The 25,285-nt window shown below is 54.5% G+C and carries 21 protein-coding genes; 17 read left to right on the top strand and 4 right to left on the bottom strand.

The annotated features are described in order from the left end of the window. Positions 1 to 100: 100 nt before the first annotated feature. On the top strand, positions 101 to 1,258 hold the full coding sequence (cdaR, locus tag CMQ96_RS26270) for a DNA-binding transcriptional regulator CdaR (protein WP_004098741.1): 1,158 nt from the start codon (positions 101 to 103) through the stop codon (positions 1,256 to 1,258). A gap of 46 nt (positions 1,259 to 1,304) precedes the next feature. Here the strand turns inward: cdaR and CMQ96_RS26275 are convergent, their stop codons facing one another. The 4 genes from CMQ96_RS26275 to map all read right to left on the bottom strand — a co-directional run bounded on the left by CMQ96_RS26275 (position 1,305) and on the right by map (position 6,250). Then, a complete protein-coding gene (locus CMQ96_RS26275) occupies positions 1,305 to 1,694 on the bottom strand; it encodes a DUF3461 family protein (protein ID WP_004098742.1) in 390 nt (129 codons plus the stop codon). 107 nt (positions 1,695 to 1,801) lie between these two features. Further along, positions 1,802 to 2,626, bottom strand: coding sequence for a 2,3,4,5-tetrahydropyridine-2,6-dicarboxylate N-succinyltransferase (gene dapD, locus CMQ96_RS26280; RefSeq protein WP_004872026.1), 825 nt, complete (start codon positions 2,624 to 2,626; stop codon positions 1,802 to 1,804). Positions 2,627 to 2,660: 34 nt separating this feature from the next. Next, positions 2,661 to 5,324 (bottom strand): bifunctional uridylyltransferase/uridylyl-removing protein GlnD, encoded by a 2,664-nt coding sequence (gene glnD, locus CMQ96_RS26285; RefSeq protein ID WP_024360359.1) that lies wholly within the window; start codon positions 5,322 to 5,324, stop codon positions 2,661 to 2,663. A 131-nt stretch (positions 5,325 to 5,455) separates the two neighbouring features. Next, positions 5,456 to 6,250, bottom strand: coding sequence for a type I methionyl aminopeptidase (gene map, locus CMQ96_RS26290; RefSeq protein WP_098067561.1), 795 nt, complete (start codon positions 6,248 to 6,250; stop codon positions 5,456 to 5,458). Positions 6,251 to 6,572: 322 nt separating this feature from the next. Here map and rpsB point away from each other — a divergent pair, with 322 nt between their 5' ends. The 16 genes from rpsB to dnaE all read left to right on the top strand — a co-directional run bounded on the left by rpsB (position 6,573) and on the right by dnaE (position 25,283). Continuing rightward, positions 6,573 to 7,298, top strand: a complete 726-nt coding sequence (gene rpsB / locus CMQ96_RS26295) for a 30S ribosomal protein S2 (RefSeq protein ID WP_003856207.1) — start codon at positions 6,573 to 6,575, stop codon at positions 7,296 to 7,298. Between the two features lie 119 nt (positions 7,299 to 7,417). Continuing rightward, positions 7,418 to 8,269 carry a translation elongation factor Ts gene (gene tsf, locus CMQ96_RS26300; protein WP_004098746.1) on the top strand — a complete coding sequence of 284 codons (852 nt, stop codon included), beginning with the start codon at positions 7,418 to 7,420 and terminating at the stop codon, positions 8,267 to 8,269. A 146-nt stretch (positions 8,270 to 8,415) separates the two neighbouring features. Beyond that, positions 8,416 to 9,141, top strand: a complete 726-nt coding sequence (pyrH, locus tag CMQ96_RS26305) for a UMP kinase (protein ID WP_004872019.1) — start codon at positions 8,416 to 8,418, stop codon at positions 9,139 to 9,141. 205 nt (positions 9,142 to 9,346) lie between these two features. Continuing rightward, the gene (gene frr / locus CMQ96_RS26310; protein WP_004098748.1) at positions 9,347 to 9,904 is read left to right on the top strand and encodes a ribosome recycling factor; all 558 of its coding nucleotides are present in this window, start codon (positions 9,347 to 9,349) and stop codon (positions 9,902 to 9,904) included. A 226-nt stretch (positions 9,905 to 10,130) separates the two neighbouring features. Then, complete coding sequence (gene ispC, locus CMQ96_RS26315) at positions 10,131 to 11,330, top strand: 1-deoxy-D-xylulose-5-phosphate reductoisomerase (RefSeq protein ID WP_049100382.1); 1,200 nt, start codon at positions 10,131 to 10,133, stop codon at positions 11,328 to 11,330. A gap of 242 nt (positions 11,331 to 11,572) precedes the next feature. Then, positions 11,573 to 12,331, top strand: coding sequence for a (2E,6E)-farnesyl-diphosphate-specific ditrans,polycis-undecaprenyl-diphosphate synthase (ispU, locus tag CMQ96_RS26325; protein WP_004129109.1), 759 nt, complete (start codon positions 11,573 to 11,575; stop codon positions 12,329 to 12,331). Between the two features lie 12 nt (positions 12,332 to 12,343). After that, positions 12,344 to 13,201 (top strand): phosphatidate cytidylyltransferase, encoded by an 858-nt coding sequence (cdsA, locus tag CMQ96_RS26330; protein ID WP_004872017.1) that lies wholly within the window; start codon positions 12,344 to 12,346, stop codon positions 13,199 to 13,201. 11 nt (positions 13,202 to 13,212) lie between these two features. Beyond that, on the top strand, positions 13,213 to 14,565 hold the full coding sequence (rseP, locus tag CMQ96_RS26335) for a sigma E protease regulator RseP (RefSeq protein WP_004872016.1): 1,353 nt from the start codon (positions 13,213 to 13,215) through the stop codon (positions 14,563 to 14,565). Between the two features lie 31 nt (positions 14,566 to 14,596). Further along, entirely contained in the window at positions 14,597 to 17,026 is a 2,430-nt protein-coding gene (gene bamA, locus CMQ96_RS26340) for an outer membrane protein assembly factor BamA (protein WP_004872013.1), read from the top strand. A gap of 130 nt (positions 17,027 to 17,156) precedes the next feature. After that, a complete protein-coding gene (gene skp / locus CMQ96_RS26345; RefSeq protein ID WP_004098757.1) occupies positions 17,157 to 17,642 on the top strand; it encodes a molecular chaperone Skp in 486 nt (161 codons plus the stop codon). Positions 17,643 to 17,645: 3 nt separating this feature from the next. Then, positions 17,646 to 18,671: a UDP-3-O-(3-hydroxymyristoyl)glucosamine N-acyltransferase gene (lpxD, locus tag CMQ96_RS26350; RefSeq protein WP_004872009.1), complete on the top strand. Its 1,026-nt coding sequence runs from the start codon at positions 17,646 to 17,648 to the stop codon at positions 18,669 to 18,671. A gap of 102 nt (positions 18,672 to 18,773) precedes the next feature. Further along, a complete protein-coding gene (gene fabZ / locus CMQ96_RS26355) occupies positions 18,774 to 19,229 on the top strand; it encodes a 3-hydroxyacyl-ACP dehydratase FabZ (RefSeq protein WP_004098761.1) in 456 nt (151 codons plus the stop codon). Positions 19,230 to 19,232: 3 nt separating this feature from the next. Further along, positions 19,233 to 20,021, top strand: coding sequence for an acyl-ACP--UDP-N-acetylglucosamine O-acyltransferase (gene lpxA / locus CMQ96_RS26360; protein WP_004137991.1), 789 nt, complete (start codon positions 19,233 to 19,235; stop codon positions 20,019 to 20,021). Beyond that, the gene (gene lpxB / locus CMQ96_RS26365) at positions 20,021 to 21,169 is read left to right on the top strand and encodes a lipid-A-disaccharide synthase (RefSeq protein ID WP_004137990.1); all 1,149 of its coding nucleotides are present in this window, start codon (positions 20,021 to 20,023) and stop codon (positions 21,167 to 21,169) included. The genes lpxA and lpxB overlap by 1 nt, the downstream gene beginning before the upstream one ends. Continuing rightward, entirely contained in the window at positions 21,166 to 21,762 is a 597-nt protein-coding gene (gene rnhB, locus CMQ96_RS26370) for a ribonuclease HII (RefSeq protein ID WP_004129122.1), read from the top strand. Before lpxB ends, rnhB begins: the two co-directional genes overlap by 4 nt. Before the next feature lie 38 nt (positions 21,763 to 21,800). Then, positions 21,801 to 25,283 carry a DNA polymerase III subunit alpha gene (gene dnaE / locus CMQ96_RS26375; protein WP_004137985.1) on the top strand — a complete coding sequence of 1,161 codons (3,483 nt, stop codon included), beginning with the start codon at positions 21,801 to 21,803 and terminating at the stop codon, positions 25,281 to 25,283. Positions 25,284 to 25,285: the final 2 nt, after the last annotated feature.

The following is a 25,285-nucleotide window of genomic DNA, read 5'->3' on the forward strand; positions in this document are numbered from 1 at the left end:
CTTCCACAACTCCATACATCTTGCCCCGCCTTTGTGCGAATGCACAATGCGGCGTTTTGCCAACTCTTTTATGCTGGTAGCCTGCTCACGGGAGGGTTACATGGCTGGCTGGCATCTTGATACCAAAATGGCGCAGGATATCGTGGCGCGTACGATGCGCATTATTGATACCAATATTAACGTAATGGATGCCCGCGGGCGCATTATCGGCAGCGGAGACCGCGAGCGAATTGGTGAATTGCACGAAGGGGCGCTGCTGGTACTTTCTCAGGGGCGGGTTGTCGATATTGATGATGCCGTTGCCCGACATCTGCACGGCGTGCGTCAGGGAATAAACCTGCCGCTGCGTCTCGAAGGGGAGATCGTCGGCGTCATCGGTCTGACCGGGGAACCGGAGTCGCTGCGCAAATACGGGGAACTGGTTTGTATGACCGCCGAGATGATGCTGGAACAATCGCGGCTGATGCATCTTCTGGCCCAGGATAGCCGTCTGCGCGAAGAACTGGTCATGAACCTGATTCAGGCGGAAGAGAATACCCCGGCGCTGACCGAGTGGGCCCAGCGTCTGGGGATCGATCTCAATCAGCCGCGCGTGGTGGCGATGATAGAAGTAGATAGCGGCCAGCTGGGCGTCGATAGCGCGATGGCGGAGCTGCAGCAGCTCCAGACCGCGTTGACCACGCCGGACCGTAATAATCTGGTGGCCATTGTCTCGCTGACGGAAATGGTGGTGCTGAAACCCGCGCTGAATGCCTTTGGCCGCTGGGATGCGGAAGATCATTGCAAACGGGTCGAGCAGCTGATCAGCAGGATGAAAGAGAACGGTCAGCTGCGTTTTCGCGTGGCGTTGGGAAACTTTTTTACCGGGCCGGGCAGCATCGCCCGTTCATACCGCACCGCCAGAACCACGATGATGGTCGGCAAGCAGCGGATGCCGGAGAGCCGCAGCTATTTCTACCAGGATTTGATGCTGCCGGTGCTGCTTGATAGCCTGCGCGGCGGCTGGCAGGCCAATGAACTGGCGCGCCCGCTGGTTCGCCTGAAGGCGATGGATAACAACGGTCTGCTGCGCCGCACCTTACAGGCATGGTTTCGTCATAACGTGCAGCCGCTGGCGACCTCAAAGGCGCTGTTTATTCACCGCAATACGCTGGAATACCGTTTGAACCGCATTTCTGAGCTGACGGGGCTGGATTTAGGCAATTTTGACGATCGTCTGCTGCTGTATATTGCGCTGCAGCTCGATGAGCAGAGATAGAATATCGTTCCCGGCCGGGAGGATTAACGCCGGGAACAGGCTCAACTTATTTGTTGCGCGTCAGTTTTTCCAGATCGGATTCGATTTCGCTGATCTTATTGGTGACAACGCTTTCCAGGTGACGCAGATCGTCAAGAATCTTACGTTTCAGATCGATTTCGGTACGATCGCGCTGACAGATTTGATCCAGCTCGTCGATGATATAGCGTAGGTTAGGGCTAATTTCCTGGACTTCTTTATACCCCTGGCCCACGCCGTCGGCGACCACGGTTTTGCGCTGACGCGGATATTTGAACTTGACGCTCTTAGCGAAGAACTCGCCTTTATCCTTCTGAAAGTAGATTTTCAGAATGTCGTTGTTGGCTTCCTGCCGCAGGCTATAGCGATCGATTTCATCAGGATTGGTAATACCAAGACTTTTCAGATTATCGTACATAACGGTACCTTTGATATCATCGTAATCTTTGAATAATTAACGAAAAAATCTATCTTCGCCAGCTTAATATATAAAAAAAGCGGGATGCCTCCCGCTTTTCATACTGCTTAGTCGATGGTACGCAGAAGTTCGTTGATTCCAACCTTGCCGCGGGTTTTGGCATCGACTTTTTTGACGATGACCGCGCAGTACAGGCTGTATTTGCCATCTTTTGACGGCAGGTTGCCGGAGACGACGACGGAGCCTGCCGGAACGCGGCCGTAGAACACTTCACCGGTTTCGCGGTCGTAGATTTTGGTGCTCTGGCCGAGGTACACGCCCATAGAGATAACGGAACCCTCTTCGACGATAACGCCCTCAACGACTTCGGAACGCGCGCCGATAAAGCAGTTATCTTCGATAATGGTCGGGTTAGCCTGCAGCGGCTCCAGTACGCCACCGATACCGACGCCGCCGGACAGGTGGACGTTTTTGCCGATCTGCGCGCAGGAACCGACGGTCGCCCAGGTATCCACCATGGAGCCTTCGTCAACGTAGGCGCCGATGTTCACATAGGACGGCATCAGAACCGTATTACGAGCGATAAACGCCCCCTGACGAACGGCCGCTGGCGGAACGACGCGGAACCCTTCTTTCTGGAAACGCGCTTCATCATAATCCGCGAACTTCATTGGGACTTTATCGAAGTAGCGGCTTTCCGCACCATCGATAACCTGGTTATCGTTAATACGGAAAGAGAGCAGAACCGCTTTCTTCAGCCACTGATGGGTGACCCACTGGCCGTCAATTTTTTCAGCGACACGCAGCGCGCCGGAATCAAGCAGAGAAATCACCTGGTTAACCGCTTCGCGGGTCACGGTATCCACGTTTGCCGGGGTGATGTCGGCGCGACGCTCAAAAGCGGACTCAATAACGTTCTGTAATTGCTGCATTGTTTACTCTTTCCATTTACTTAAAAAAAATACGTTACCCTTTATCGTTTGGATTGAGGGCCTCTGTCAACCGTTGTTGCACTTCTTGCTGTAGCTCATTATTAAGGGCGCGCCGGTCTGCGGTGGCGATTATAAATAAATCTTCTACTCGCTCACCAATTGTCGTAATTCGCGCCCCGTGGAGCGAAATGCCGAGGTCGGCAAACACCTGGCCGACGCGCGCTAACAGACCCGGCTGATCGAGAGCAATCAGCTCAAGAAAGGATTTCCGGTCGGTATGCGTCGGCAGGAAATTCACCTCCGTCGGCACGGAAAAATGCCTCAGCTTCGCCGCCTGACGACGGGGCGCCGGTGGCTGCCAGCTGCGCTGGCTGAGGGTCTGTTCCAGGCCCACGCGGATCATCTCGTGCCTGTCGGCGGAAAGCGGGCTGCCGTCCGGCTCAAGAACGATAAAGGTATCCATCGCCATGCCGTCGCGGGTGGTGAAGATCTGCGCATCGTGAACGCTAAGATTGCGGCGATCCAGCTCGCCGCAAACGGCGGCAAAGAGGTAAGGGCGGTCCGGACTCCAGATAAAAATCTCGGTGCCGCCGCGCGTGGCGTGGGAACTGAGCAGGATCATCGGCTTGCTGAGATCGTGCTTCAGTAGATTGCGCGCATGCCAGGCGAGCTGGTTTGGCGTATGGCGCACAAAGTAGTTGGCGCGGCAGCGGTTCCAGATTTGGTGCAGCGCCTGTTCATTGATATTTTCCATCCGCAGCAGCGCCAGCGCCTGTAGCTGATGGTGACGCACCCGCTCGCGCATATCCGGCGTGTTTTGCATCCCCCGGCGCAGCTGTTTTTCGGTGGCGAAATAGAGCTCGCGCAGCAGGCTCTGCTTCCAGCTGTTCCACAGGTTTTCGTTGGTGGCACAGATATCGGCGACGGTCAGACAGACCAGATAGTGCAGACGATTTTCCGTTTGCACCTCTTCGGCGAACTGCTTGATCACTTCCGGATCCTGAATATCGCGACGCTGGGCGGTAACCGACATCAGCAAATGATGGCGCACCAGCCAGGCGACCAGCTGGGTTTCGCGCGAGTTAAGGCCGTGAAGCTCGGCGAATTTCAGTACGTCCTGCGCGCCGAGAATCGAATGGTCGCCGCCGCGCCCTTTGGCGATATCGTGAAAGAGGGCGGCGATAAGGATCAGCTCCGGATGCGTCAGGCGCGGCCACAGTTCCACGCACAGCGGATGGCGGCTACGGGTCTCTTCTTTGGCGAAGCTCTCAAGCTTCAGCAGCACGCGGATGGTGTGTTCATCAACGGTATAGGCGTGAAACAGATCGAACTGCATCTGGCCGACAATATGCGACCATTGCGGCATATAGGCCCACAGCACGCTATGGCGGTGCATCGGCAGCAGCCCGCGGCTTACCGCGCCCTGATGGCGCAGCATACTGAGGAACAGGGTCCGCGCTTCCGGAATGTAGCAAAGCGGCTGCGTCAGATGACGGCGGGCGTGGCGCAGATGGCGAAGCGTGGTGGAGTAAATGCCGGTGATGCTGCTGTTGCGCACCATCGTATAGAACATGCGCAGAATGGCCTGCGGTTCACGGATAAACAGCGTGTCATCGCGCAGATCGATCAGCGTGCCGCGCAGTTGAAAATCATCATCAATCGGTCGCGGCTTCTCATCCTCGGTGAGCGCGAGAATCGCTTCTTCGAACAGCTGGATCAGCATTTGGTTCAGCTCGCTCACCCGACGGGTGACGCGGAAGAAATCCTTCATCATATGCTCAATCGGCTGGTTGCTTTCGCCTTCATAGCGCAGACGGCGGGCGACGCTGAACTGCCTGTCGAACAGCAGGCGATTATCGTAGCGGTTGAGCTCAAGATGTAGCGCAAAGCGAATGCGCCAGAGCTGATGCAGGCATTCGTTAAGCTCGTTGCGTTCGGCTTCGGTCAGAAAGCCGAAGCCGACCATTTCATCAAGCGAGGTGGCGCCGAAATGGCGGCGCGCGATCCACTGTAGGGTGTGAATATCGCGCAGGCCGCCCGGGCTGCTTTTCACGTCCGGCTCCAGGTTGTAGCTGGTCCCGTGATAGCGCTGATGGCGTACATTCTGCTCTTCAACTTTTGCCGCAAAGAACTTTTCCGATGGCCAGAAGCCGTCGCTGAATATGTGCTTTTGTAGTTCAAGGAACAGCGCGACGTCGCCAATAAGCAGACGCGATTCAATCAGATTGGTGGCGACGCTGAGGTCCGACAGCCCCTCCAGCAGGCACTCTTCGAGGGTGCGCACGCTGTGGCCGACTTCGAGTTTAATATCCCACAGCAGCGTCAGCAGCTCGCCGACTTTTTGCGCCTGCTCATCGGGGAGCTTTTTGCGGCTCAATATCAGCAGATCGATATCAGAAAGCGGGTGCAGTTCGCCGCGGCCGTAACCGCCGACGGCGACCAGCGCGATGTCGTTAATGGAACCGAAACCGTACTCGACCCACAGCCGCTGGAGCAGCTGATCGATAAATTCGGTACGTGCTTCAATCAATCTTTCCGCGGCAATACCGCTATCAAAAGCCTCGCCCAGCCAGCGCTGAAAAGCGTCGATAAGCGCCTTAATCGTCGCGCAATTGAAATCACTTTTTGGCCACTCGCCCGGATTTTCTGGCTGAGCGGACAGGTCAGGGGGGACAGTATTAGATAAAGAGTTGCTCATTGCGCCACCATAAGAAAAAACTATCGCCCATAAAAAATCGCCGGGAGCGATTTTTAACGTCGCCTGCGGCGGCCCAAGGGGTGACGGGCAGGACGCCCGTCATAAAAAAGCCGGCTGGCGCCGGCTTTTCATCATTCGTTGTGCGAGATTATCGCCGGGATGGTGTCATCCTTGCGTAACGTCAGTATTTCGCAGCCGTTATCTGTCACCACAATAGTATGCTCATACTGCGCAGACAAGCTCCGGTCTTTGGTTTTTACCGTCCAGCCGTCTTTCATGCTGCGGATCTCTTTTTTACCCGCGTTGACCATGGGCTCAATGGTAAAGGTCATGCCGGGTTTGAGCACCACGTTGGTTTCCGGAGAGTCGTAATGCAGCACCTGCGGTTCTTCATGGAAACCGCGGCCGATACCGTGGCCGCAGTACTCGCGCACGACGGAGAAACCTTCGGCTTCGACGTATTTTTGAATAGCCGCGCCGATAGCGCGCAGATTAATCCCCGGTTTGACCATTTTGAGGGCCAGATAGAGGCTTTCCTGGGTGACGCGGCACAGGCGCTCGCCGAGAATGGTCGGTTTACCGACGATAAACATCTTCGAGGTATCGCCGTGGAAATCATCTTTAATGACGGTGACGTCAATGTTGACGATATCGCCATCTTTCAGCAATTTGCCGTCGTCCGGGATCCCGTGGCACACCACTTCATTAATAGAGATGCAGACCGATTTTGGAAAACCGTGGTAGCCCAGGCAGGCGGAAACGGCTTTTTGTTCATTAACGATATAATCGTTGCAGATACGGTCCAGTTCGCCGGTGCTGACGCCCGGTTTTACGTAGGGTTCGATCATTTCCAGCACTTCAGCGGCCAGGCGGCCGGCAACGCGCATTTTTTCGATGTCTTCAGATGTCTTGATAGAAATAGCCATGGATTGTGTCCAGCAGTGTCGATTTTTTCGACAATAATAGATTATGTCTGAACAATGTTAACAGTCCGGGCGTCCTGCTGCCAAATTGAGAATCATTAACAGCACGCGACGTCAACAACAGTTGGTTTCCGCTCCTGTTTTGTGGTATAAAGCGCGCCGGACTTCTGTTCCATTCTCAGATACACAAGATGGACTGAAGCGACAAATCTCACTTTGTGTAACAACACACACGTATCGGCACATATTCCGGGGTGCCCTTTGGGTCGGTAATATGGGATACGTGGAGGCATAACCCCAACTTTTATCTATAGAGGTTTTAAACATGGCAACTGTTTCCATGCGCGACATGCTCAAGGCTGGTGTTCACTTTGGTCACCAGACCCGTTACTGGAACCCGAAAATGAAGCCTTTCATCTTCGGCGCGCGTAACAAAGTTCACATCATCAACCTTGAGAAAACTGTACCGATGTTCAACGAAGCTCTGGCTGAACTGAACAAGATCTCTTCTCGTAAAGGCAAAATCCTTTTCGTTGGTACTAAGCGCGCTGCAAGCGAAGCGGTAAAAGACGCTGCTAACAGCTGCGACCAGTTCTTCGTGAACCATCGCTGGCTGGGCGGTATGCTGACTAACTGGAAAACCGTTCGTCAGTCTATCAAACGTCTGAAAGACCTGGAAACTCAGTCCCAGGACGGTACTTTCGACAAGCTGACCAAGAAAGAAGCGCTGATGCGCACTCGTGAGCTGGACAAGCTGGAAAACAGCCTGGGCGGTATCAAAGACATGGGCGGCCTGCCGGACGCGCTGTTCGTTATCGACGCTGACCACGAGCACATCGCAATCAAAGAAGCAAACAACTTGGGTATTCCGGTATTTGCTATCGTTGATACTAACTCCGATCCGGACGGCGTTGACTTCGTTATCCCGGGTAACGACGACGCAATCCGTGCAGTTAGCCTGTACCTGAGCGCTGTTGCTGCTACCGTTCGTGAAGGCCGTTCTCAGGATCTGGCTTCTCAGGCGGAAGAAAGCTTCGTAGAAGCTGAATAATAAGGCATACCCTTATTTAGTACCGTGTATAAATAGGGGCCTCTTAGCGGCCCCTTTTTCACTTTCAAATCTGTCTGGTTCCTGGAACCGGGCAGATCACATCTCCCGAGGAATAAAGAATGGCTGAAATTACCGCATCCCTGGTAAAAGAGCTGCGCGAGCGTACTGGCGCAGGCATGATGGATTGCAAAAAAGCGCTGACTGAAGCGAACGGCGACATCGAGCTGGCAATCGAAAACATGCGTAAATCCGGTGCTATTAAAGCAGCGAAAAAAGCAGGCAACGTTGCTGCTGACGGCGTGATCATTACTAAAATCGATGGCACCTACGGCATCATTCTGGAAGTTAACTGCCAGACTGACTTCGTTGCTAAAGATGGTGGTTTCCAGGCATTTGCTAACAAAGTTCTGGACGCAGCTGTTGCTGGCAAAATCACTGATGTTGAAGTTCTGAAAGCACAGTTCGAAGAAGAACGCGTTGCGCTGGTTGCTAAAATCGGTGAGAACATCAACATCCGTCGCGTTTCTTCTCTGGAAGGCGAAGTTCTGGGTTCTTACCAGCACGGCGCGCGTATCGGCGTTCTGGTTGCGGCTAAAGGCGCGAGCGAAGAGCTGGTTAAACAGCTGGCTATGCACATCGCTGCAAGCAAGCCTGAATTCGTTAAGCCGGAAGACGTTTCCGCTGAAGTGGTAGAAAAAGAGTACCAGGTTCAGCTGGATATCGCCATGCAGTCTGGCAAGCCGAAAGAAATCGCAGAGAAAATGGTTGAAGGCCGCATGAAGAAATTCACCGGCGAAGTTTCTCTGACCGGTCAGCCGTTCGTTATGGACCCGAGCAAATCTGTTGCTCAGCTGCTGAAAGAGCACAACGCTGACGTGACTGGCTTCATCCGCTTTGAAGTGGGCGAAGGCATTGAGAAAGTTGAGACTGACTTTGCAGCAGAAGTTGCTGCGATGTCCAAGCAGTCTTAATTTTCAAAAGGAGCCGCCTGAGGGCGGCTTCTTTTTGCGCCTAATGTGTAAATTCAGCCAACCGCTATAGTGGGTACGCTGAAAAGCGACGTACAATGTCGCCAGAATTAACTCATCTCATTCGTTGACAGTCTCAGGAAAGAAACATGGCTACCAATGCAAAACCCGTCTACAAACGTATTCTGCTTAAGTTAAGTGGCGAAGCTCTGCAAGGTTCAGAAGGCTTCGGTATTGATGCGAGCATACTTGACCGCATGGCTCAGGAAATCAAAGAACTGGTTGAGCTGGGTATTCAGGTTGGCGTAGTGATTGGTGGCGGTAACCTGTTCCGTGGAGCTGGTCTGGCGAAAGCGGGTATGAACCGCGTTGTGGGCGACCACATGGGCATGCTGGCAACGGTCATGAACGGCCTTGCAATGCGTGATTCTCTCCATCGCGCCTATGTGAACGCCCGCCTGATGTCAGCGATTCCGCTGAATGGCGTGTGCGATAACTATAGCTGGGCGGAAGCTATCAGCCTGCTGCGTAACAACCGCGTGGTCATTCTTTCCGCGGGTACCGGTAACCCATTCTTTACTACCGATTCTGCTGCCTGCCTGCGCGGTATTGAAATTGAAGCCGACGTAGTACTGAAAGCAACCAAAGTTGACGGTGTATTTACCGCCGACCCGGCCAAAGATCCTTCCGCGACCATGTACGATCAGCTGACCTACACCGAAGTGCTGGATAAAGAGCTGAAAGTGATGGATCTTGCGGCCTTTACCCTGGCGCGTGACCACAAACTGCCGATTCGCGTATTCAATATGAATAAGCCTGGCGCGCTGCGTCGCGTGGTGATGGGTGAAAAAGAAGGCACATTAATTACTGAGTAATTCCCGTCGGCGTCAAATACGGGTAATATTCGGCCTTACTTTTACGGGTTTATGACCCGATGGTTTTCAACATGCTCTGTGGACGGAATGCTGCGGCTGACCCGCAGCCTGAAAGACGTTGAGCATAAACATGACTATACTTAGCTCACTTTTGCAGTGGGCGACCGTCTGGTCTGTCTGAGACAAGTTTTCAAGGATTCGTAACGTGATTAGCGATATCAGAAAAGATGCTGAAGTACGCATGGACAAATGCGTCGAAGCGTTCAAAACCCAAATCAGCAAAATACGCACGGGTCGTGCTTCTCCCAGCCTGCTGGATGGCATTATCGTGGAATACTACGGCACGCCGACCCCGCTGCGTCAGCTGGCTAGCGTAACGGTAGAAGACTCCCGCACTCTGAAGATCAACGTCTTCGATCGCTCCATGAGCCCGGCCGTTGAAAAAGCGATTATGGCTTCCGACCTCGGTCTGAACCCAAGCTCTGCGGGTAGCGATATCCGCGTTCCGCTGCCGCCGCTGACCGAAGAACGTCGTAAAGATCTGACCAAAATCGTGCGTGGCGAAGCTGAACAAGCGCGCGTTGCCGTACGTAACGTTCGTCGCGATGCCAACGATAAAGTCAAGGCGCTTCTGAAAGAGAAAGAGATCAGCGAAGATGACGATCGCCGCTCTCAGGAAGATGTGCAGAAAATGACTGACGCTGCTATCAAGAAAGTTGATGCGGCGCTGGCGGATAAAGAAGCGGAACTGATGCAGTTCTGATTCTCTGCCGACACGCAGGTCTGAGCATTGCCCTGCGTAAAATCTGAAACGCCGTACAGGAGACCGTACGCTCAATTTTCGGGATTGCGTTTAGACGACTGGCCTTGTAGCCTTTGGCGCCAAGTCAAAGGCTCGGCGCCTCCGCTCTATTATCCGATAATTGATGCATAAGGGTTTGCTGGCGGCGTTTTGCTTTTTATCCTGTCTTCATTTTTCTGGACGCCTCATGAAGCAATTAACCATTCTTGGTTCGACCGGTTCTATCGGCTGCAGCACGCTGGATGTGGTGCGCCATAATCCTGATAGCTTTTCTATCACCGCGCTGGTCGCCGGGAAAAATGTTGACCGTATGGTTGAACAATGCCTGGAATTCTCCCCTCGTTACGCGGTAATGGACGATGCGCACAGCGCGGAGCTGCTGCGGGCAAAACTGCGCGAGCAGGGTAGCCGTACGGAAGTCATGAGCGGTCAGCAGGCGGCGGCTGAGGTGGCGGCGCTGGACGAGGTTGAGCAGGTGATGGCGGCGATTGTCGGCGCAGCGGGCCTGGTGCCGACGCTTGCAGCCATCCGCGCGGGTAAAACGGTACTGTTGGCGAACAAAGAGTCGCTGGTGACCTGCGGTCGTCTGTTTATGGAGGCCGTGCAGCAGTACGGCGCACGATTGTTACCGGTTGATAGCGAGCATAATGCGATTTTTCAGAGTATGCCGGAACCAATTCAACATAATCTCGGATACGCTGATTTAACCCAGAACGGCGTGGCGTCGATTCTGCTCACCGGTTCCGGCGGTCCTTTCCGGGAAACGGCGATTTCTGAACTGGCGGCGATGACGCCCGATCGGGCATGTAAGCATCCAAACTGGTCGATGGGGCGCAAAATATCTGTCGATTCGGCCACCATGATGAATAAGGGGCTGGAGTATATCGAAGCCCGGTGGCTGTTTAACGCCTCTGCGGAGCAAATGGAAGTTCTGATCCATCCGCAATCGGTGATTCATTCGATGGTGCGCTATCAGGACGGCAGCGTCCTCGCCCAGCTTGGCGAGCCGGATATGCGTACGCCGATTGCCCACACGATGGGCTGGCCAAAACGCCTTAATTCTGGGGTGAAACCGCTGGATTTCTGTCAATTGAGTCACCTGAGCTTCTCGGCGCCGGATTATGGGCGCTATCCCTGCCTGAAGCTGGCCATGGAGGCTTTTGATGTCGGTCAGGCGGCGACCACGGCGCTGAACGCGGCGAATGAAGTGTCGGTCGCGGCGTTTTTGAACGGTGATATTCGCTTTACCGATATTGCGGCGATAAACCAGTCGGTGCTGGATCTGCAGGCGCTAAATGAGCCGCAAAGTATTGATGAAGTACTGGCTATTGATGCGATGGCCCGGGTAAGCGCAGGTCAGCTCCTGGCCGCGCGGCGCAAATTCTGATACTCGTTGTGATATTTGTGGGCGCTGTGCTTCAGTGATATAGTCTGCGCCATCCGATCGTTGCATTTTGTTGTGAAAGATTACGGTGGCCGTGGCAAGACACGGCTTTTTTGCGTAAAGCTTTTGGTTGTTCTCTGCGATTGGCCGTAGCTCCGGTACCGGATAAAAATGCGTATCCAGCGCTGACCGGTGGCCCGTGTTTAGTAGCTTAGCTAATCCTTATTATGGACTTAAAACGCGTTATGTTGTCTGCTAATCAAACTGTCAGCGAAATGTTGCCTGCGCATGGGTGCCGTCATGTGGCCATTATTATGGATGGCAACGGGCGTTGGGCAAAACGGCAAGGAAAGATCCGCGCCTTTGGCCATAAAGCCGGCGCAAAATCTGTTCGTCGCGCCGTTTCTTTCGCGGCGAATAATGGTATTGAAGCGTTGACGTTATACGCGTTCAGCAGTGAAAACTGGAATCGCCCGGCGCAGGAAGTCAGTGCGCTGATGGAGCTATTTGTCTGGGCACTGGATAGCGAAGTGAAAAGTCTGCACAGGCATAATGTGCGCCTGCGTATCATTGGCGAGACCACGCGCTTCAACGCGCGTCTCCAGGAGCGTATTCGCAAAGCCGAGGCGCTGACGGAGAACAACACCGGTTTGACCCTGAATATTGCTGCGAACTATGGCGGCCGCTGGGATATCGTTCAGGGCGTACGTCATCTGGCCAAACAGGTACAAGACGGGTTGCTTCAGCCCGAGCAAATCACAGAAGAGATGCTGAGCCAGCAGGTCTGTATGCATGAACTGGCTCCCGTAGATTTAGTTATTAGGACCGGGGGAGAGCATCGCATTAGTAATTTTTTGATTTGGCAAATTGCCTATGCCGAACTTTACTTTACGGATGTTCTTTGGCCCGATTTCGCTGAACAGGACTTTGAAGGTGCACTCCATGCCTTTGTTAATCGAGAGCGTCGCTTCGGCGGCACTGAACCGGGCGGCAACAATGCCTGATGGGGGTCACTTTTGCTGAAGTATCGCCTGATTTCTGCTTTCGTCTTAATTCCCGTGGTGATAGCGGCGCTTTTTTTGCTGCCGCCCGCGGGTTTTGCCATCGTTACGCTAGTCGTCTGCATGCTTGCCGCGTGGGAGTGGGGGCAATTTAGCGGCTTCACTTCAACGACGCAGAGAGTCTGGCTGTCAGTGCTTTGCGGTCTGCTGCTGGCGCTGATGCTATTCCTGATGCCGGAATATCATTATGACGTTCATCAACCGCTGGTTGAGGGGGCGCTATGGGCATCATTTGGCTGGTGGGTCGTCGCGCTGCTTCTGGTGCTGACCTATCCCGCTTCAGCGGCCTTCTGGCGCCATTCAAAAACGCTACGTCTGATTTTTGGCGTCCTGACCATCGTGCCGTTTTTTTGGGGCATGCTGGCGCTTCGGGCCTGGCATTACGCCGATGACCATTACAGCGGCGCGCTGTGGTTGCTGTACGTGATGATTCTGGTCTGGGGCGCGGATTCTGGCGCTTATATGTTCGGTAAAATGTTCGGTAAGCATAAGCTGGCGCCGAAGGTTTCTCCGGGCAAAACCTGGCAGGGTTTTTTCGGCGGTCTGTTAACGGCAGCGGTTATCTCCTGGGCGTACGGCTGGTGGGCTCATCTGGATGTGACGCCGATGGTGCTGCTGGTATGTTCCATTGTCGCGGCCCTGGCCTCGGTACTTGGCGACCTGACCGAGAGCATGTTTAAACGCGAAGCTGGCATTAAAGATAGCGGAAATCTGATCCCCGGACACGGCGGTATTCTCGATCGTATCGATAGCCTGACCGCTGCGGTGCCCGTGTTTGCTTGCCTACTCTTGTTGGTTTTCAGGACGATTTGACGGAAGGTTTTATGCTGAGCGTTCTCTGGAATTTGGCTGCTTTTATTATTGCCCTGGGCGTGCTGATTACCGTCCATGAATTTGGCCATTTCTGGGTTGCTCGCCGCTGTGGTATCCGCGTTGAGCGTTTCTCTATCGGCTTTGGTAAAGCGCTTTGGCGCCGTTTTGATAAGCAGGGAACGGAGTTTATTATCGCCCTTATTCCGTTGGGCGGTTACGTCAAAATGCTCGACGAACGCGTTGAGCCCGTGGCGCCAGAGATGCGTCACGCCGCATTTAACAACAAAACCGTTGGTCAGCGCGCCGCCGTTATCGCCGCAGGGCCCATCGCGAACTTCCTTTTTGCCATTTTTGCCTACTGGCTGGTCTTTATTATCGGCGTCCCGGGCATTCGTCCGGTCGTTGGCGACATAACGCCCAACTCGATCGCCGCGCAAGCACAAATTGCAAAAGGAACGGAACTTAAAGCGATAGATGGCATCGAAACGCCTGATTGGGATGCAGTACGGATGGCGCTGGTGGCGAAGATAGGCGATCGGCAAACAATAGTTACCGTCGCCCCTTTCGGGACCAATCAACGCCAGGATAAAATCCTCGATCTGCAGCACTGGGCGTTCGAGCCGGATAAACAAGATCCGGTTGCCTCATTGGGCATTCAACCCCGCAGCGCGCAGATTGATACCGTCCTGGCTGAAGTACAATCTGGCTCGGCGGCGCAGAAGGCGGGTTTGCAAGCGGGCGACAGGATCGTTAAAGTCGATGGTCAACCGTTAACGCAGTGGATGACGTTTGTTAATCTGGTGCGTGATAATCCGGGTAGGGCATTAGTTCTGGACATCGAGCGGCAGGGGAGTCCCTTGTCGGTGACCTTGACGCCGGACACGAAGTCTACCAAAGGCAAAGCTGAGGGGTTTGCAGGGGTCGTACCTAAGGTCATCCCGCTGCCTGATGAATATAAGACAGTGCGTCAGTACGGGCCGTTTGCCGCCATCGCTCAAGCCACGGATAAAACCTGGCAGCTGATGTCGTTAACGGTCAGGATGCTGGGCAAATTGATAACCGGTGATGTCAAACTGAACAACCTCAGCGGGCCGATTTCTATCGCCCAGGGGGCTGGGATGTCAGCGGAATTTGGGCTGATTTATTATCTGATGTTTCTTGCGCTGATCAGCGTGAACCTTGGAATAATCAACCTGTTCCCGCTTCCCGTTCTTGACGGGGGACATCTGCTGTTTTTGGCGATTGAAAAGCTGAAAGGCGGACCGGTATCCGAGCGAGTTCAAGACTTTAGTTATCGCATTGGCTCAATATTGCTGGTGCTGTTAATGGGGCTTGCACTTTTCAATGATTTCTCTCGGTTGTAAGAGAGTTTGTTAGGAAGAACGCATAATAACGATGGCGATGAAAAAGTTGCTCATAGCGTCGCTGCTGTTTAGCAGCGCAACCGTATACGGTGCTGACGGGTTCGTGGTGAAGGACATTCATTTCGAAGGCCTTCAGCGTGTCGCTGTTGGTGCGGCCCTCCTCAGTATGCCAGTGCGTCCTGGCGATACCGTAACCGATGATGATATCAGTAACACCATCCGTGCTCTGTTTGCCACCGGCAACTTTGAGGACGTTCGCGTCCTGCGCGATGGTGATACCCTGCTGGTGCAGGTGAAAGAGCGTCCAACGATTGCCAGCATCACTTTCTCCGGTAACAAGTCGGTGAAAGATGACATGCTCAAGCAAAACCTTGAGGCATCCGGCGTACGCGTAGGGGAATCCCTCGATCGCACCACGCTTGCTGATATCGAAAAGGGGCTGGAGGATTTCTACTACAGCGTCGGTAAGTACAGCGCCAGCGTTAAAGCTGTCGTGACGCCGCTGCCGCGTAACCGTGTCGACCTGAAGCTGGTCTTCCAGGAAGGCGTCTCGGCGAAAATCCAGCAGATCAATATCGTCGGCAACCATGCATTCAGCACCGATGAACTGATTTCGACCTTCCAGCTGCGCGATGAAGTGCCGTGGTGGAACGTGGTTGGCGATCGTAAGTATCAGAAACAGAAGCTTGCAGGGGACCTTGAAACGCTGCGCAGCTACTATCTGGATCGCGGCTATGCTCGTTTCAACATTGACTCCACGCAGGTGAGCCTGACGCCGGACAAGAAAGGCATCTACATCACCATCAACATTACCGAAGGCGATCAGTACAAGCTTTCCGGTGTGCAGGTGACGGGTGACCTGGCGGGGCATTCGGCAGAAATCGAAGCGCTGACCAAAGTTGAGCCGGGCGAGCTGTATAACGGCACCAAAGTGACCAAAATGGAGAATGACATTAAGAAACTCCTCGGTCGCTACGGCTATGCCTATCCGCGCGTTCAGTCCCAGCCGGAAATCAGCGATACCGATAAGACCGTGAAGCTGCACGTTAACGTCGATGCGGGCAATCGTTACTACGTGCGTAAAATTCGCTTCGAAGGCAACGATACCTCGAAAGATGCCGTTCTGCGTCGCGAAATGCGTCAGATGGAAGGCGCCTGGCTGGGTAGCGACCTGGTCGATCAGGGTAAAGATCGTCTGAACCGTTTAGGCTACTTTGAGACGGTTGATACCGATACGCAGCGCGTGCCGGGCAGCCCGGATCAGGTTGACGTGGTCTACAAGGTTAAAGAACGTAACACCGGTAGCTTTAACTTCGGCGTCGGTTACGGTACGGAAAGCGGCGTCAGCTTCCAGGCCGGCGTTCAGCAGGATAACTGGCTCGGTACCGGCTATTCCGTTGGGATTAACGGCACCAAAAACGACTATCAGACCTATACTGAACTGTCGGTGACGAACCCGTACTTTACCGTGGATGGCGTTAGCCTCGGCGGTCGTGTGTTCTATAACGACTTCGACGCTAACGATGCGGACCTGTCTGACTATACCAACAAAAGCTATGGTACAGACATTACGCTGGGCTTCCCGGTCAACGAATACAATACGTTGCGCGCGGGTCTGGGCTATGTGCATAACAAGCTGTCCAATATGCAGCCTCAGGTATCCATGTGGCGTTATCTGAATTCGATGGGGCAGTACCCGGACAACACGAACGACAGAAACTCGTTCAGCGCTGACGACTTCACCTTCAACTACGGCTGGACGTACAACAAGCTCGACCGCGGCTTCTTCCCGACGGAAGGTTCACGCGTCAACCTGAATGGTAAAGTGACGATCCCGGGATCGGATAACGAATACTATAAAGCGACGCTGGATACCGCGACCTATGTACCGATCGATGACGATCATAAATGGGTCATGTTGGGTCGTACCCGCTTTGGTTATGGCGATGGTCTGGGCGGTAAAGAGATGCCGTTCTATGAGAACTTCTACGCCGGCGGCTCAAGCACCGTGCGTGGCTTCCAGTCCAATACTATCGGTCCGAAAGCGGTTTACTTCCCGGCCAGCAGCCGTCATGACGACGACGACAGCTACGATAACGAATGTAAGAGCAGCGCGTCTGCGCCGTGTAAGTCTGATGATGCGGTGGGCGGTAACGCCATGGCGGTTGCCAGCCTTGAGCTGATCACTCCAACGCCGTTTATTAGCGATAAATATGCGAACTCGGTACGTACTTCCTTCTTCTGGGATATGGGTACCGTGTGGGATACTCACTGGGATTCAGCCGCATATGGCGGTTACCCGGACTACAGCGATCCAAGCAATATCCGTATGTCTGCGGGTATCGCAGTACAGTGGATGTCGCCGTTAGGGCCGTTAGTATTCTCCTACGCTCAGCCGTTTAAAAAGTACGATGGAGACAAAGCCGAACAGTTCCAGTTTAACATCGGTAAAACCTGGTAATGGTGTTGGCTACAATGGAATGTAAGTGCAGTTGCAGTATAGCGCTGACTATTGGCGATAACTGAGGTTATCGCCTGGCCACGCAAATAACGGTACCCCTGGGTACTCATGGGATGGTAAGGAGTTAATTGTGAAAAAGTGGTTATTAGCTGCAGGTCTGGGTTTAGCAATGGTTACTTCCGCTCAGGCGGCAGATAAAATTGCAATGGTTAACATGAACAGCCTGTTCCAACAGGTTGCCCAGAAAACAGGCGTTTCTAACACGCTGGAAAACGAGTTTAAAGGCCGCGCGAGCGAGCTGCAGCGTATGGAAGGCGACCTGCAGTCTAAAATGCAGCGTCTGCAGTCCATGAAAGCGGGCTCTGACCGTACCAAACTGGAAAAAGACGTTATGGCTCAGCGCCAGACTTTCTCCCAGAAAGCGCAGTCTTTCGAACAGGATCGCGCACGTCGTTCTAACGAAGAGCGCGGCAAGCTGGTGACTCGTATTCAGAGCGCCGTGCAGAGCGTGGCTAAAGATCAGAGCATCGATCTGGTTGTTGACTCTAATGCCGTCGCATACAACAGCAGCGATGTAAAAGACATCACCGCTGATGTGCTGAAACAGGTTAAATAAGTAATGCCTTCAATTCGACTGGCTGATTTAGCCCAGCAGTTGGATGCAGAATTACACGGTGATGGCGATATCGTCATCACCGGCGTTGCGTCCATGCAGTCCGCACAGGCGGGCGATATTACCTTCATGGTAAATCCTAAGTACCGTGAACACCTGGCCGTTTGCCAGGCATCTGCCGTTGTGATGACGCAGGATGATTTGCCTTTTGCTCATAGCGCCGCGCTGGTAGTGCGTAATCCCTACCTGACCTACGCGCGCATGGCCCAAATTCTTGATACCACGCCGCAGCCGGCCCAGGATATCGCGCCCAGCGCGGTCATCGATGCCACGGCTAAGCTGGGTAATCACGTCGCCATTGGCCCGAATGCCGTTATCGAATCCGGCGCGATCCTCGGTGATAACGTGGTTATCGGCGCCGGTTGCTTCGTTGGGAAAAATACGAAAATAGGTGCTGGCTCGCGTTTATGGGCCAACGTCACCGTTTACCACAACATTGAGATCGGCGAGAATTGCCTGATCCAGTCCAGCACGGTGATTGGCGCGGATGGCTTCGGCTATGCGAACGATCGCGGCAACTGGGTGAAGATCCCGCAGCTGGGTCGCGTGATCATCGGCGATCGCGTGGAGATTGGCGCTTGTACGACCATTGACCGCGGTGCGCTGGACGACACCGTCATCGGAAATGGCGTCATTATTGATAACCAGTGTCAAATCGCGCACAACGTAGTGATTGGCGACAACACTGCGGTTGCTGGCGGCGTCATCATGGCGGGCAGCCTGAAAATTGGCCGCTACTGCATGATTGGCGGAGCCAGCGTGATCAACGGTCACATGGAAATCTGCGATAAAGTCACCGTCACGGGGATGGGGATGGTTATGCGTCCTATCACCGAGCCAGGGGTTTACTCTTCAGGTATCCCGCTGCAGCCGAATAAGGTCTGGCGTAAGACCGCTGCGCTGGTACTGAATATTGATGATATGAGCAAGCGACTCAAAGCCATTGAGCGCAAGGTTAATCAGCAAGATTAGTGCTTCATCCAGCCACATTAAATTTTCGGCCTGTTGCATTCATGAGATTGCCGCAGGCCGTGTTATTATTGCCTTTTAGGATATTTAGACAGGAAGAGTATTTTGACTACTGACACTCATACTCTGCACATTGAAGAGATTCTGGAACTTCTGCCTCACCGTTACCCGTTCCTGCTGGTCGATCGCGTGCTGGATTTTGAAGAAGGTCGTTTTCTACGCGCAGTTAAAAATGTTTCTGTAAATGAGCCGTTTTTCCAGGGACACTTCCCTGGTAAGCCGATTTTACCGGGCGTACTGATTCTCGAAGCCATGGCCCAGGCCACCGGTATTCTGGCATTCAAAAGCGTTGGAAAACTGGAACCGGGCGAGCTGTATTATTTTGCCGGGATTGACGAAGCGCGTTTCAAACGTCCGGTCGTGCCAGGCGACCAGATGATTATGGAAGTCACTTTTGAGAAAACCCGCCGCGGCCTGACTCGTTTCAAGGGCGTTGCGACGGTTGACGGAAAAGTGGTTTGCGAAGCAACGATGATGTGTGCCCGTAGCCGGGAGGCCTGATACGTGATTGATAAAACCGCCTTTATTCATCCTTCCGCCATTGTAGAAGATGGCGCCGTTATTGGCGCTAACGTCCACATTGGCCCGTTTTGTATTGTTGGCGCTAACGTCGAAATCGGCGAAGGTACCGTACTGAAGTCTCACGTTGTCATTAACGGGCATACCAAAATTGGCCGCGATAACGAGATCTATCAGTTTGCTTCCATCGGTGAAGTTAACCAGGATCTGAAATATGCTGGCGAACCGACCCGTGTGGAAATTGGCGATCGCAACCGCATCCGCGAAAGCGTCACCATTCATCGTGGCACAGTACAGGGCGGTGGATTAACGAAGGTGGGCAGCGATAACCTGCTGATGATCAACGCCCACGTGGCGCACGATTGTACGCTGGGCGACCGCTGTATTCTGGCGAATAACGCGACCCTTGCGGGCCATGTTTCGCTGGATGATTTTGTTATCATCGGCGGCATGACCGCCGTGCACCAGTTCTGCATTATTGGCGCGCACGTAATGGTTGGCGGCTGCTCAGGCGTAGCGCAGGACGTTCCGCCGTTCGTGATTGCTCAGGGCAACCACGCGACGCCGTTTGGCGTCAACATAGAAGGGCTGAAACGCCGCGGCTTCAGCCGTGAGGCGATCACAGCGATTCGTAACGCGTACAAGCTGCTGTACCGCAGCGGTAAAACGCTGGACGAAGCGAAAGCTGAGATCGCCGAGCTGGCGGCGCAGTACCCTGAAGTGCAGACATTTACCGACTTTTTTGCCCGCTCCACGCGCGGCCTGATTCGTTAATGGCTGAATCGCGTCCCCTGACGATTGCCCTGGTCGCCGGAGAAACCTCCGGCGATATTCTTGGCGCCGGTCTTATCCGCGCGCTCAAAGCCCGCATCCCTGATGCCCGCTTTGTCGGCGTTGCCGGGCCGTTGATGCAGGCGGAAGGCTGCGAGGCCTGGTATGAGATGGAAGAGCTGGCGGTGATGGGCATTGTGGAAGTGCTTGGTCGCCTGCGTCGGCTGCTGCATATTCGCGCCGATCTCACCCGTCGATTGACCGAGCTCAAGCCGGACGTGTTCGTCGGCATTGATGCGCCTGACTTCAATATTACCCTCGAAGGTAATCTGAAGAAGCAGGGCATCAAAACTATTCATTACGTTAGCCCGTCGGTATGGGCATGGCGGCAAAAACGCGTTTTCAAAATTGGCAGATCCACCGATCTGGTACTGGCATTCCTGCCTTTCGAAAAAGCGTTTTATGACAAATTTAACGTTCCCTGCCGGTTTATCGGCCACACGATGGCGGATGCGATGCCGCTGGATCCGGACAAAGGCGCGGCGCGCGACCGTCTGGGAATCGATCGTAACGTGCACTGCCTGGCGCTACTGCCGGGAAGCCGCGGGGCGGAAGTTGAGATGCTCAGCGCCGATTTCCTGAAAACGGCGCAGATCCTGCGAGAGTATTACCCCGATCTGGAAGTGGTGGTCCCACTGGTCAACGCGAAGCGGCGGGAACAGTTCGAGCGTATCAAAGCGGAAACGGCGCCGGATCTTGCCGTACATCTACTGGATGGCCGGGCCCGCGATGCGATGATCGCCAGCGATGCCGCGCTGCTGGCTTCCGGAACGGCTGCGCTGGAATGTATGCTGGCTAAGTGTCCGATGGTCGTTGGCTATCGGATGAAGCCGTTTACCTTCTGGCTGGCGAAACGGCTGGTTAAAACCGACTATGTATCGCTGCCGAATTTACTGGCCGGGCGTGAACTGGTTAAAGAACTGCTGCAGGATGAATGTCGGCCGCAGGCGCTGGCCGAGGCGCTGAAGCCGCTGCTGGCCGACGGTAAAACCAGCCACGATATGCATGAAACCTTTCGCGCGCTGCATCAGCAGATCCGCTGCAACGCTGATGAGCAGGCGGCGGATGCAGTACTGGAGTTAGCAAAATGATGGAGTTCGTTTATCCGCATACCCATCTGGTTGCGGGAGTCGATGAAGTCGGGCGCGGTCCGCTGGTTGGCGCGGTGGTGACTGCCGCGGTTATTCTCGATCCGGCAAAGCCGATTTTGGGCCTTGCCGACTCGAAAAAGCTCAGCGAAAAGCGGCGCCTTGCGCTATTCGACGAGATCAAAGAAAAAGCGCTGTGCTGGAGCCTCGGTCGCGCGGAGCCGCATGAAATCGATGAGCTGAATATTCTACATGCGACCATGCTGGCCATGCAGCGCGCCGTTGCGGGCTTGAGCATTTCCCCTGAGTTTGTTCTTATTGATGGTAACCGCTGTCCGCCGCTGCCTGTACCTTCACTGGCGGTCGTTAAAGGCGACAGCCGAGTGGCGGAAATCAGCGCCGCGTCTATTCTGGCTAAAGTGACGCGAGATGCTGAAATGGCCGTGCTGGACCGGGAATTCCCGCAGTACGGCTTTGCGCAACATAAAGGTTATCCCACCGCTTTTCATCTGCAAAAGCTGCTGGAACATGGCGTAATCGAGCAATACCGGCGCAGCTTTGGCCCGGTGAAGCGCGCGCTGGGCCTGGCGTCCTGAACCGACACGCAAGCAATTAAGTAACGCGGAATCTGAAGATGGCTGAACCACGTTTCGTACACCTGCGGGTGCACAGCGACTATTCCATGATCGATGGTCTGGCGAAAACCGGACCGTTGGTAAAAAAGGCGGCCGCGCTCGGCATGCCTGCGCTGGCGATCACCGATTTTACCAACCTTTGCGGACTGGTGAAGTTCTACGGAGCGGGACACGGCGCCGGAATTAAACCCATCGTAGGGGCCGATTTCCACGTCCAGAGCGATCTGCTTGGCGATGAACTGAGCCAGCTGACGGTACTGGCCGCTAACAACGCTGGCTATCAGAATCTGACGCTGCTGATCTCCAAAGCTTATCAGCGCGGCTACGGCGCGGCGGGCCCGATTATCGATCGCGACTGGCTGATCGAATTAAAAGAAGGGCTGATTTTGCTCTCCGGCGGGCGTATGGGCGACGTGGGTCGTAGCCTGCTGCGCGGCAACATGGCGCTGGTGGATCAGTGCGTTGATTTTTATGAACAACATTTCCCTGACTGCTATTTTCTTGAGCTGATTCGCACCGGCCGTCAGGATGAAGAACCCTATCTGCATGCGGCGGTGGGGCTGGCGGAAACCCGGGGCTTACCGGTGGTGGCGACCAACGATGTTCGCTTCCTTGAGCCGGGTGACTTCGACGCCCATGAAATCCGCGTGGCTATCCATGACGGTTTTACCCTCGACGATCCTAAGCGCCCGCGCAACTACTCGCCGCAGCAGTATATGCGCAGCGAAGAGGAAATGTGCGAGCTCTTTTCCGATATTCCCGAAGCGCTGCAAAACACCGTGGAGATCGCCAAACGCTGTAACGTGACCGTGCGCCTTGGTGAGTACTTCCTGCCGCAGTTCCCGACCGGGGATATGACCACCGAAGATTATCTGGTCAAGAAATCCAAAGAGGGTCTGGAAGAGCGCCTGGAATTCCTGTTCCCCGATCCGGATGAGCGGACGAAACGCCGCCCTGAATATGATGAACGCCTGGACATTGAGCTGCAGGTAATTAACCAGATGGGGTTCCCTGGCTACTTCCTGATCGTTATGGAATTTATCCAGTGGTCGAAGGATAACGGCGTGCCGGTAGGGCCGGGACGTGGCTCCGGCGCCGGATCGCTGGTCGCCTATGCGCTGAAAATTACCGACCTCGATCCGCTGGAGTTCGACCTGCTGTTCGAACGTTTCCTTAACCCGGAACGTGTCTCCATGCCCGACTTCGACGTTGACTTCTGTATGGAGAAGCGTGACCAGGTGATTGAACACGTCGCGGACATGTACGGTCGCGATGCGGTATCGCAGATTATTACCTTCGGTACCATGGCGGCGAAAGCGGTTATCCGCGACGTTGGCCGTGTGCTGGGCCATCCGTACGGCTTTGTGGACCGCATTTCCAAGCTGGTGCCGCCTGACCCGGGTATGACGCTGGCGAAAGCGTTTGAAGCCGAGCCGCAGCTGCCGGAAATTTATGAGGCGGACGAAGAGGTTAAAGCGCTGATCGACATGGCGCGTAAGCTCGAAGGGGTCACCCGTAACGCCGGTAAACATGCGGGTGGGGTGGTGATCGCGCCAACTAAAATTACCGATTTTGCCCCGCTTTACTGCGACGAAGCGGGCCAGCATCCGGTTACCCAGTTTGATAAAAACGACGTTGAATATGCCGGGCTGGTGAAGTTCGACTTCCTCGGCCTGCGTACGCTCACCATCATTAACTGGGCGCTGGAGATGATCAACGCCCGCCGCGAGAAGAACGGCGAGGGGCCGCTGGATATCGCCGCGATCCCGCTCGACGATAAAAAAAGCTTCGATATGCTGCAGCGTTCGGAAACCACCGCCGTTTTCCAGCTTGAATCGCGCGGTATGAAGGATCTGATCAAGCGTCTGCAGCCCGACTGCTTCGAAGATATGATCGCGCTGGTGGCCCTGTTCCGTCCGGGGCCGCTGCAGTCGGGGATGGTGGATAACTTTATCGACCGTAAGCACGGTCGCGAAGAGATATCGTATCCGGACGTGCAGTGGCAGCACGAATGCCTGAAACCGGTACTGGAGCCAACTTATGGCATCATCCTGTACCAGGAACAGGTCATGCAGATTGCCCAGGAGCTTTCCGGCTATACCCTCGGCGGCGCGGATATGCTGCGTCGTGCGATGGGTAAGAAAAAGCCGGAGGAGATGGCTAAGCAGCGCGGCACCTTTGAAGAAGGGGCGAGGAAGCGCGGTGTAGACGGTGAGCTGGCGATCAAAATCTTTGACCTGGTGGAGAAATTCGCCGGTTATGGCTTTAACAAATCGCACTCCGCCGCTTATGCTTTAGTGTCCTATCAGACGCTGTGGCTAAAGGCGCACTATCCGGCCGAATTTATGGCTGCGGTGATGACCGCGGATATGGATAACACCGAGAAAGTCGTCGGTCTGGTGGATGAGTGCTGGCGGATGGGGCTGAAAATCCTGCCGCCGGATATTAACTCCGGCCTGTATCATTTCCACGTTAACGACGATGGCGAAATCGTTTATGGTATCGGCGCGATCAAAGGCGTCGGCGAAGGCCCGATAGAAGCGATCATTGAAGCCCGTAATCAGGGCGGCTATTTCCGCGAACTGTTTGATCTCTGCGCGCGAACGGATATTAAAAAGCTCAACCGCCGGGTGCTGGAAAAACTGATTATGTCCGGGGCGTTCGACCGCCTCGGGCCACATCGCGCGGCGTTAATGAATTCACTGGGCGATGCGCTGAAGGCCGCCGATCAGCACGCCAAAGCCGAAGCCATCGGCCAGGCGGATATGTTCGGCGTGCTGGCGGAAGAGCCGGAGCAAATCGAGCAGTCCTACGCCAACTGTCAACCGTGGCCGGAACAGGTGGTGCTGGATGGCGAAAGGGAGACCCTGGGGCTGTATCTGACCGGGCACCCGATTAACCAGTATTTGAAAGAGATCGAGCGCTACGTTGGCGGCGTACGACTCAAAGACATGCATCCGACCGATCGTGGTAAAGTGACCACGGCGGCCGGGCTCGTTATTGCCGCGCGGGTCATGGTCACCAAGCGCGGCAATCGTATCGGCATCTGTACGCTGGATGACCGTTCCGGGCGTCTGGAGGTGATGTTGTTCACCGACGCCCTGGATAAATACCAGCAATTGCTGGAAAAAGACCGCATACTTATCGTCAGCGGACAGGTCAGCTTTGATGACTTCAGCGGGGGGCTTAAAATGACCGCCCGTGAAGTCATGGACATTGACGAAGCCCGGGAAAAATATGCTCGCGGGCTTGCTATCTCGCTGACGGACAGGCAAATTGATGACCAGCTTTTAAACCGACTCCGTCAGTCTCTGGAACCCCACCGTTCGGGAACTATTCCAGTACACCTCTATTATCAGAGGGCGGATGCACGCGCGCGGTTGCGTTTTGGCGCAACATGGCGCGTCTCTCCGAGCGATCGTTTACTTAACGATCTGCGTGGCCTGATCGGCTCGGAGCAGGTGGAACTGGAGTTTGACTAATA

It is taken from the genome of Klebsiella sp. MBT K-1 (assembly GCF_002556465.1).
Taxonomy (GTDB): domain Bacteria; phylum Pseudomonadota; class Gammaproteobacteria; order Enterobacterales; family Enterobacteriaceae; genus Klebsiella; species Klebsiella grimontii.

What these genes read in the sequence shown, in the direction of transcription:
- cdaR (WP_004098741.1), top strand. Translation starts at nt 101, where the DNA reads ATGGCTGGCTGGCATCTTGATACCAAAATGGCGCAGGATATCGTGGCG.
- CMQ96_RS26275 (WP_004098742.1), bottom strand. Translation starts at nt 1,694, where the DNA reads ATGTACGATAATCTGAAAAGTCTTGGTATTACCAATCCTGATGAAATC.
- dapD (WP_004872026.1), bottom strand. Translation starts at nt 2,626, where the DNA reads ATGCAGCAATTACAGAACGTTATTGAGTCCGCTTTTGAGCGTCGCGCC.
- glnD (WP_024360359.1), bottom strand. Translation starts at nt 5,324, where the DNA reads ATGAGCAACTCTTTATCTAATACTGTCCCCCCTGACCTGTCCGCTCAG.
- map (WP_098067561.1), bottom strand. Translation starts at nt 6,250, where the DNA reads ATGGCTATTTCTATCAAGACATCTGAAGACATCGAAAAAATGCGCGTT.
- rpsB (WP_003856207.1), top strand. Translation starts at nt 6,573, where the DNA reads ATGGCAACTGTTTCCATGCGCGACATGCTCAAGGCTGGTGTTCACTTT.
- tsf (WP_004098746.1), top strand. Translation starts at nt 7,418, where the DNA reads ATGGCTGAAATTACCGCATCCCTGGTAAAAGAGCTGCGCGAGCGTACT.
- pyrH (WP_004872019.1), top strand. Translation starts at nt 8,416, where the DNA reads ATGGCTACCAATGCAAAACCCGTCTACAAACGTATTCTGCTTAAGTTA.
- ispC (WP_049100382.1), top strand. Translation starts at nt 10,131, where the DNA reads ATGAAGCAATTAACCATTCTTGGTTCGACCGGTTCTATCGGCTGCAGC.
- ispU (WP_004129109.1), top strand. Translation starts at nt 11,573, where the DNA reads ATGTTGTCTGCTAATCAAACTGTCAGCGAAATGTTGCCTGCGCATGGG.
- rseP (WP_004872016.1), top strand. Translation starts at nt 13,213, where the DNA reads ATGCTGAGCGTTCTCTGGAATTTGGCTGCTTTTATTATTGCCCTGGGC.
- bamA (WP_004872013.1), top strand. Translation starts at nt 14,597, where the DNA reads ATGGCGATGAAAAAGTTGCTCATAGCGTCGCTGCTGTTTAGCAGCGCA.
- lpxD (WP_004872009.1), top strand. Translation starts at nt 17,646, where the DNA reads ATGCCTTCAATTCGACTGGCTGATTTAGCCCAGCAGTTGGATGCAGAA.
- lpxB (WP_004137990.1), top strand. Translation starts at nt 20,021, where the DNA reads ATGGCTGAATCGCGTCCCCTGACGATTGCCCTGGTCGCCGGAGAAACC.
- rnhB (WP_004129122.1), top strand. Translation starts at nt 21,166, where the DNA reads ATGATGGAGTTCGTTTATCCGCATACCCATCTGGTTGCGGGAGTCGAT.
- dnaE (WP_004137985.1), top strand. Translation starts at nt 21,801, where the DNA reads ATGGCTGAACCACGTTTCGTACACCTGCGGGTGCACAGCGACTATTCC.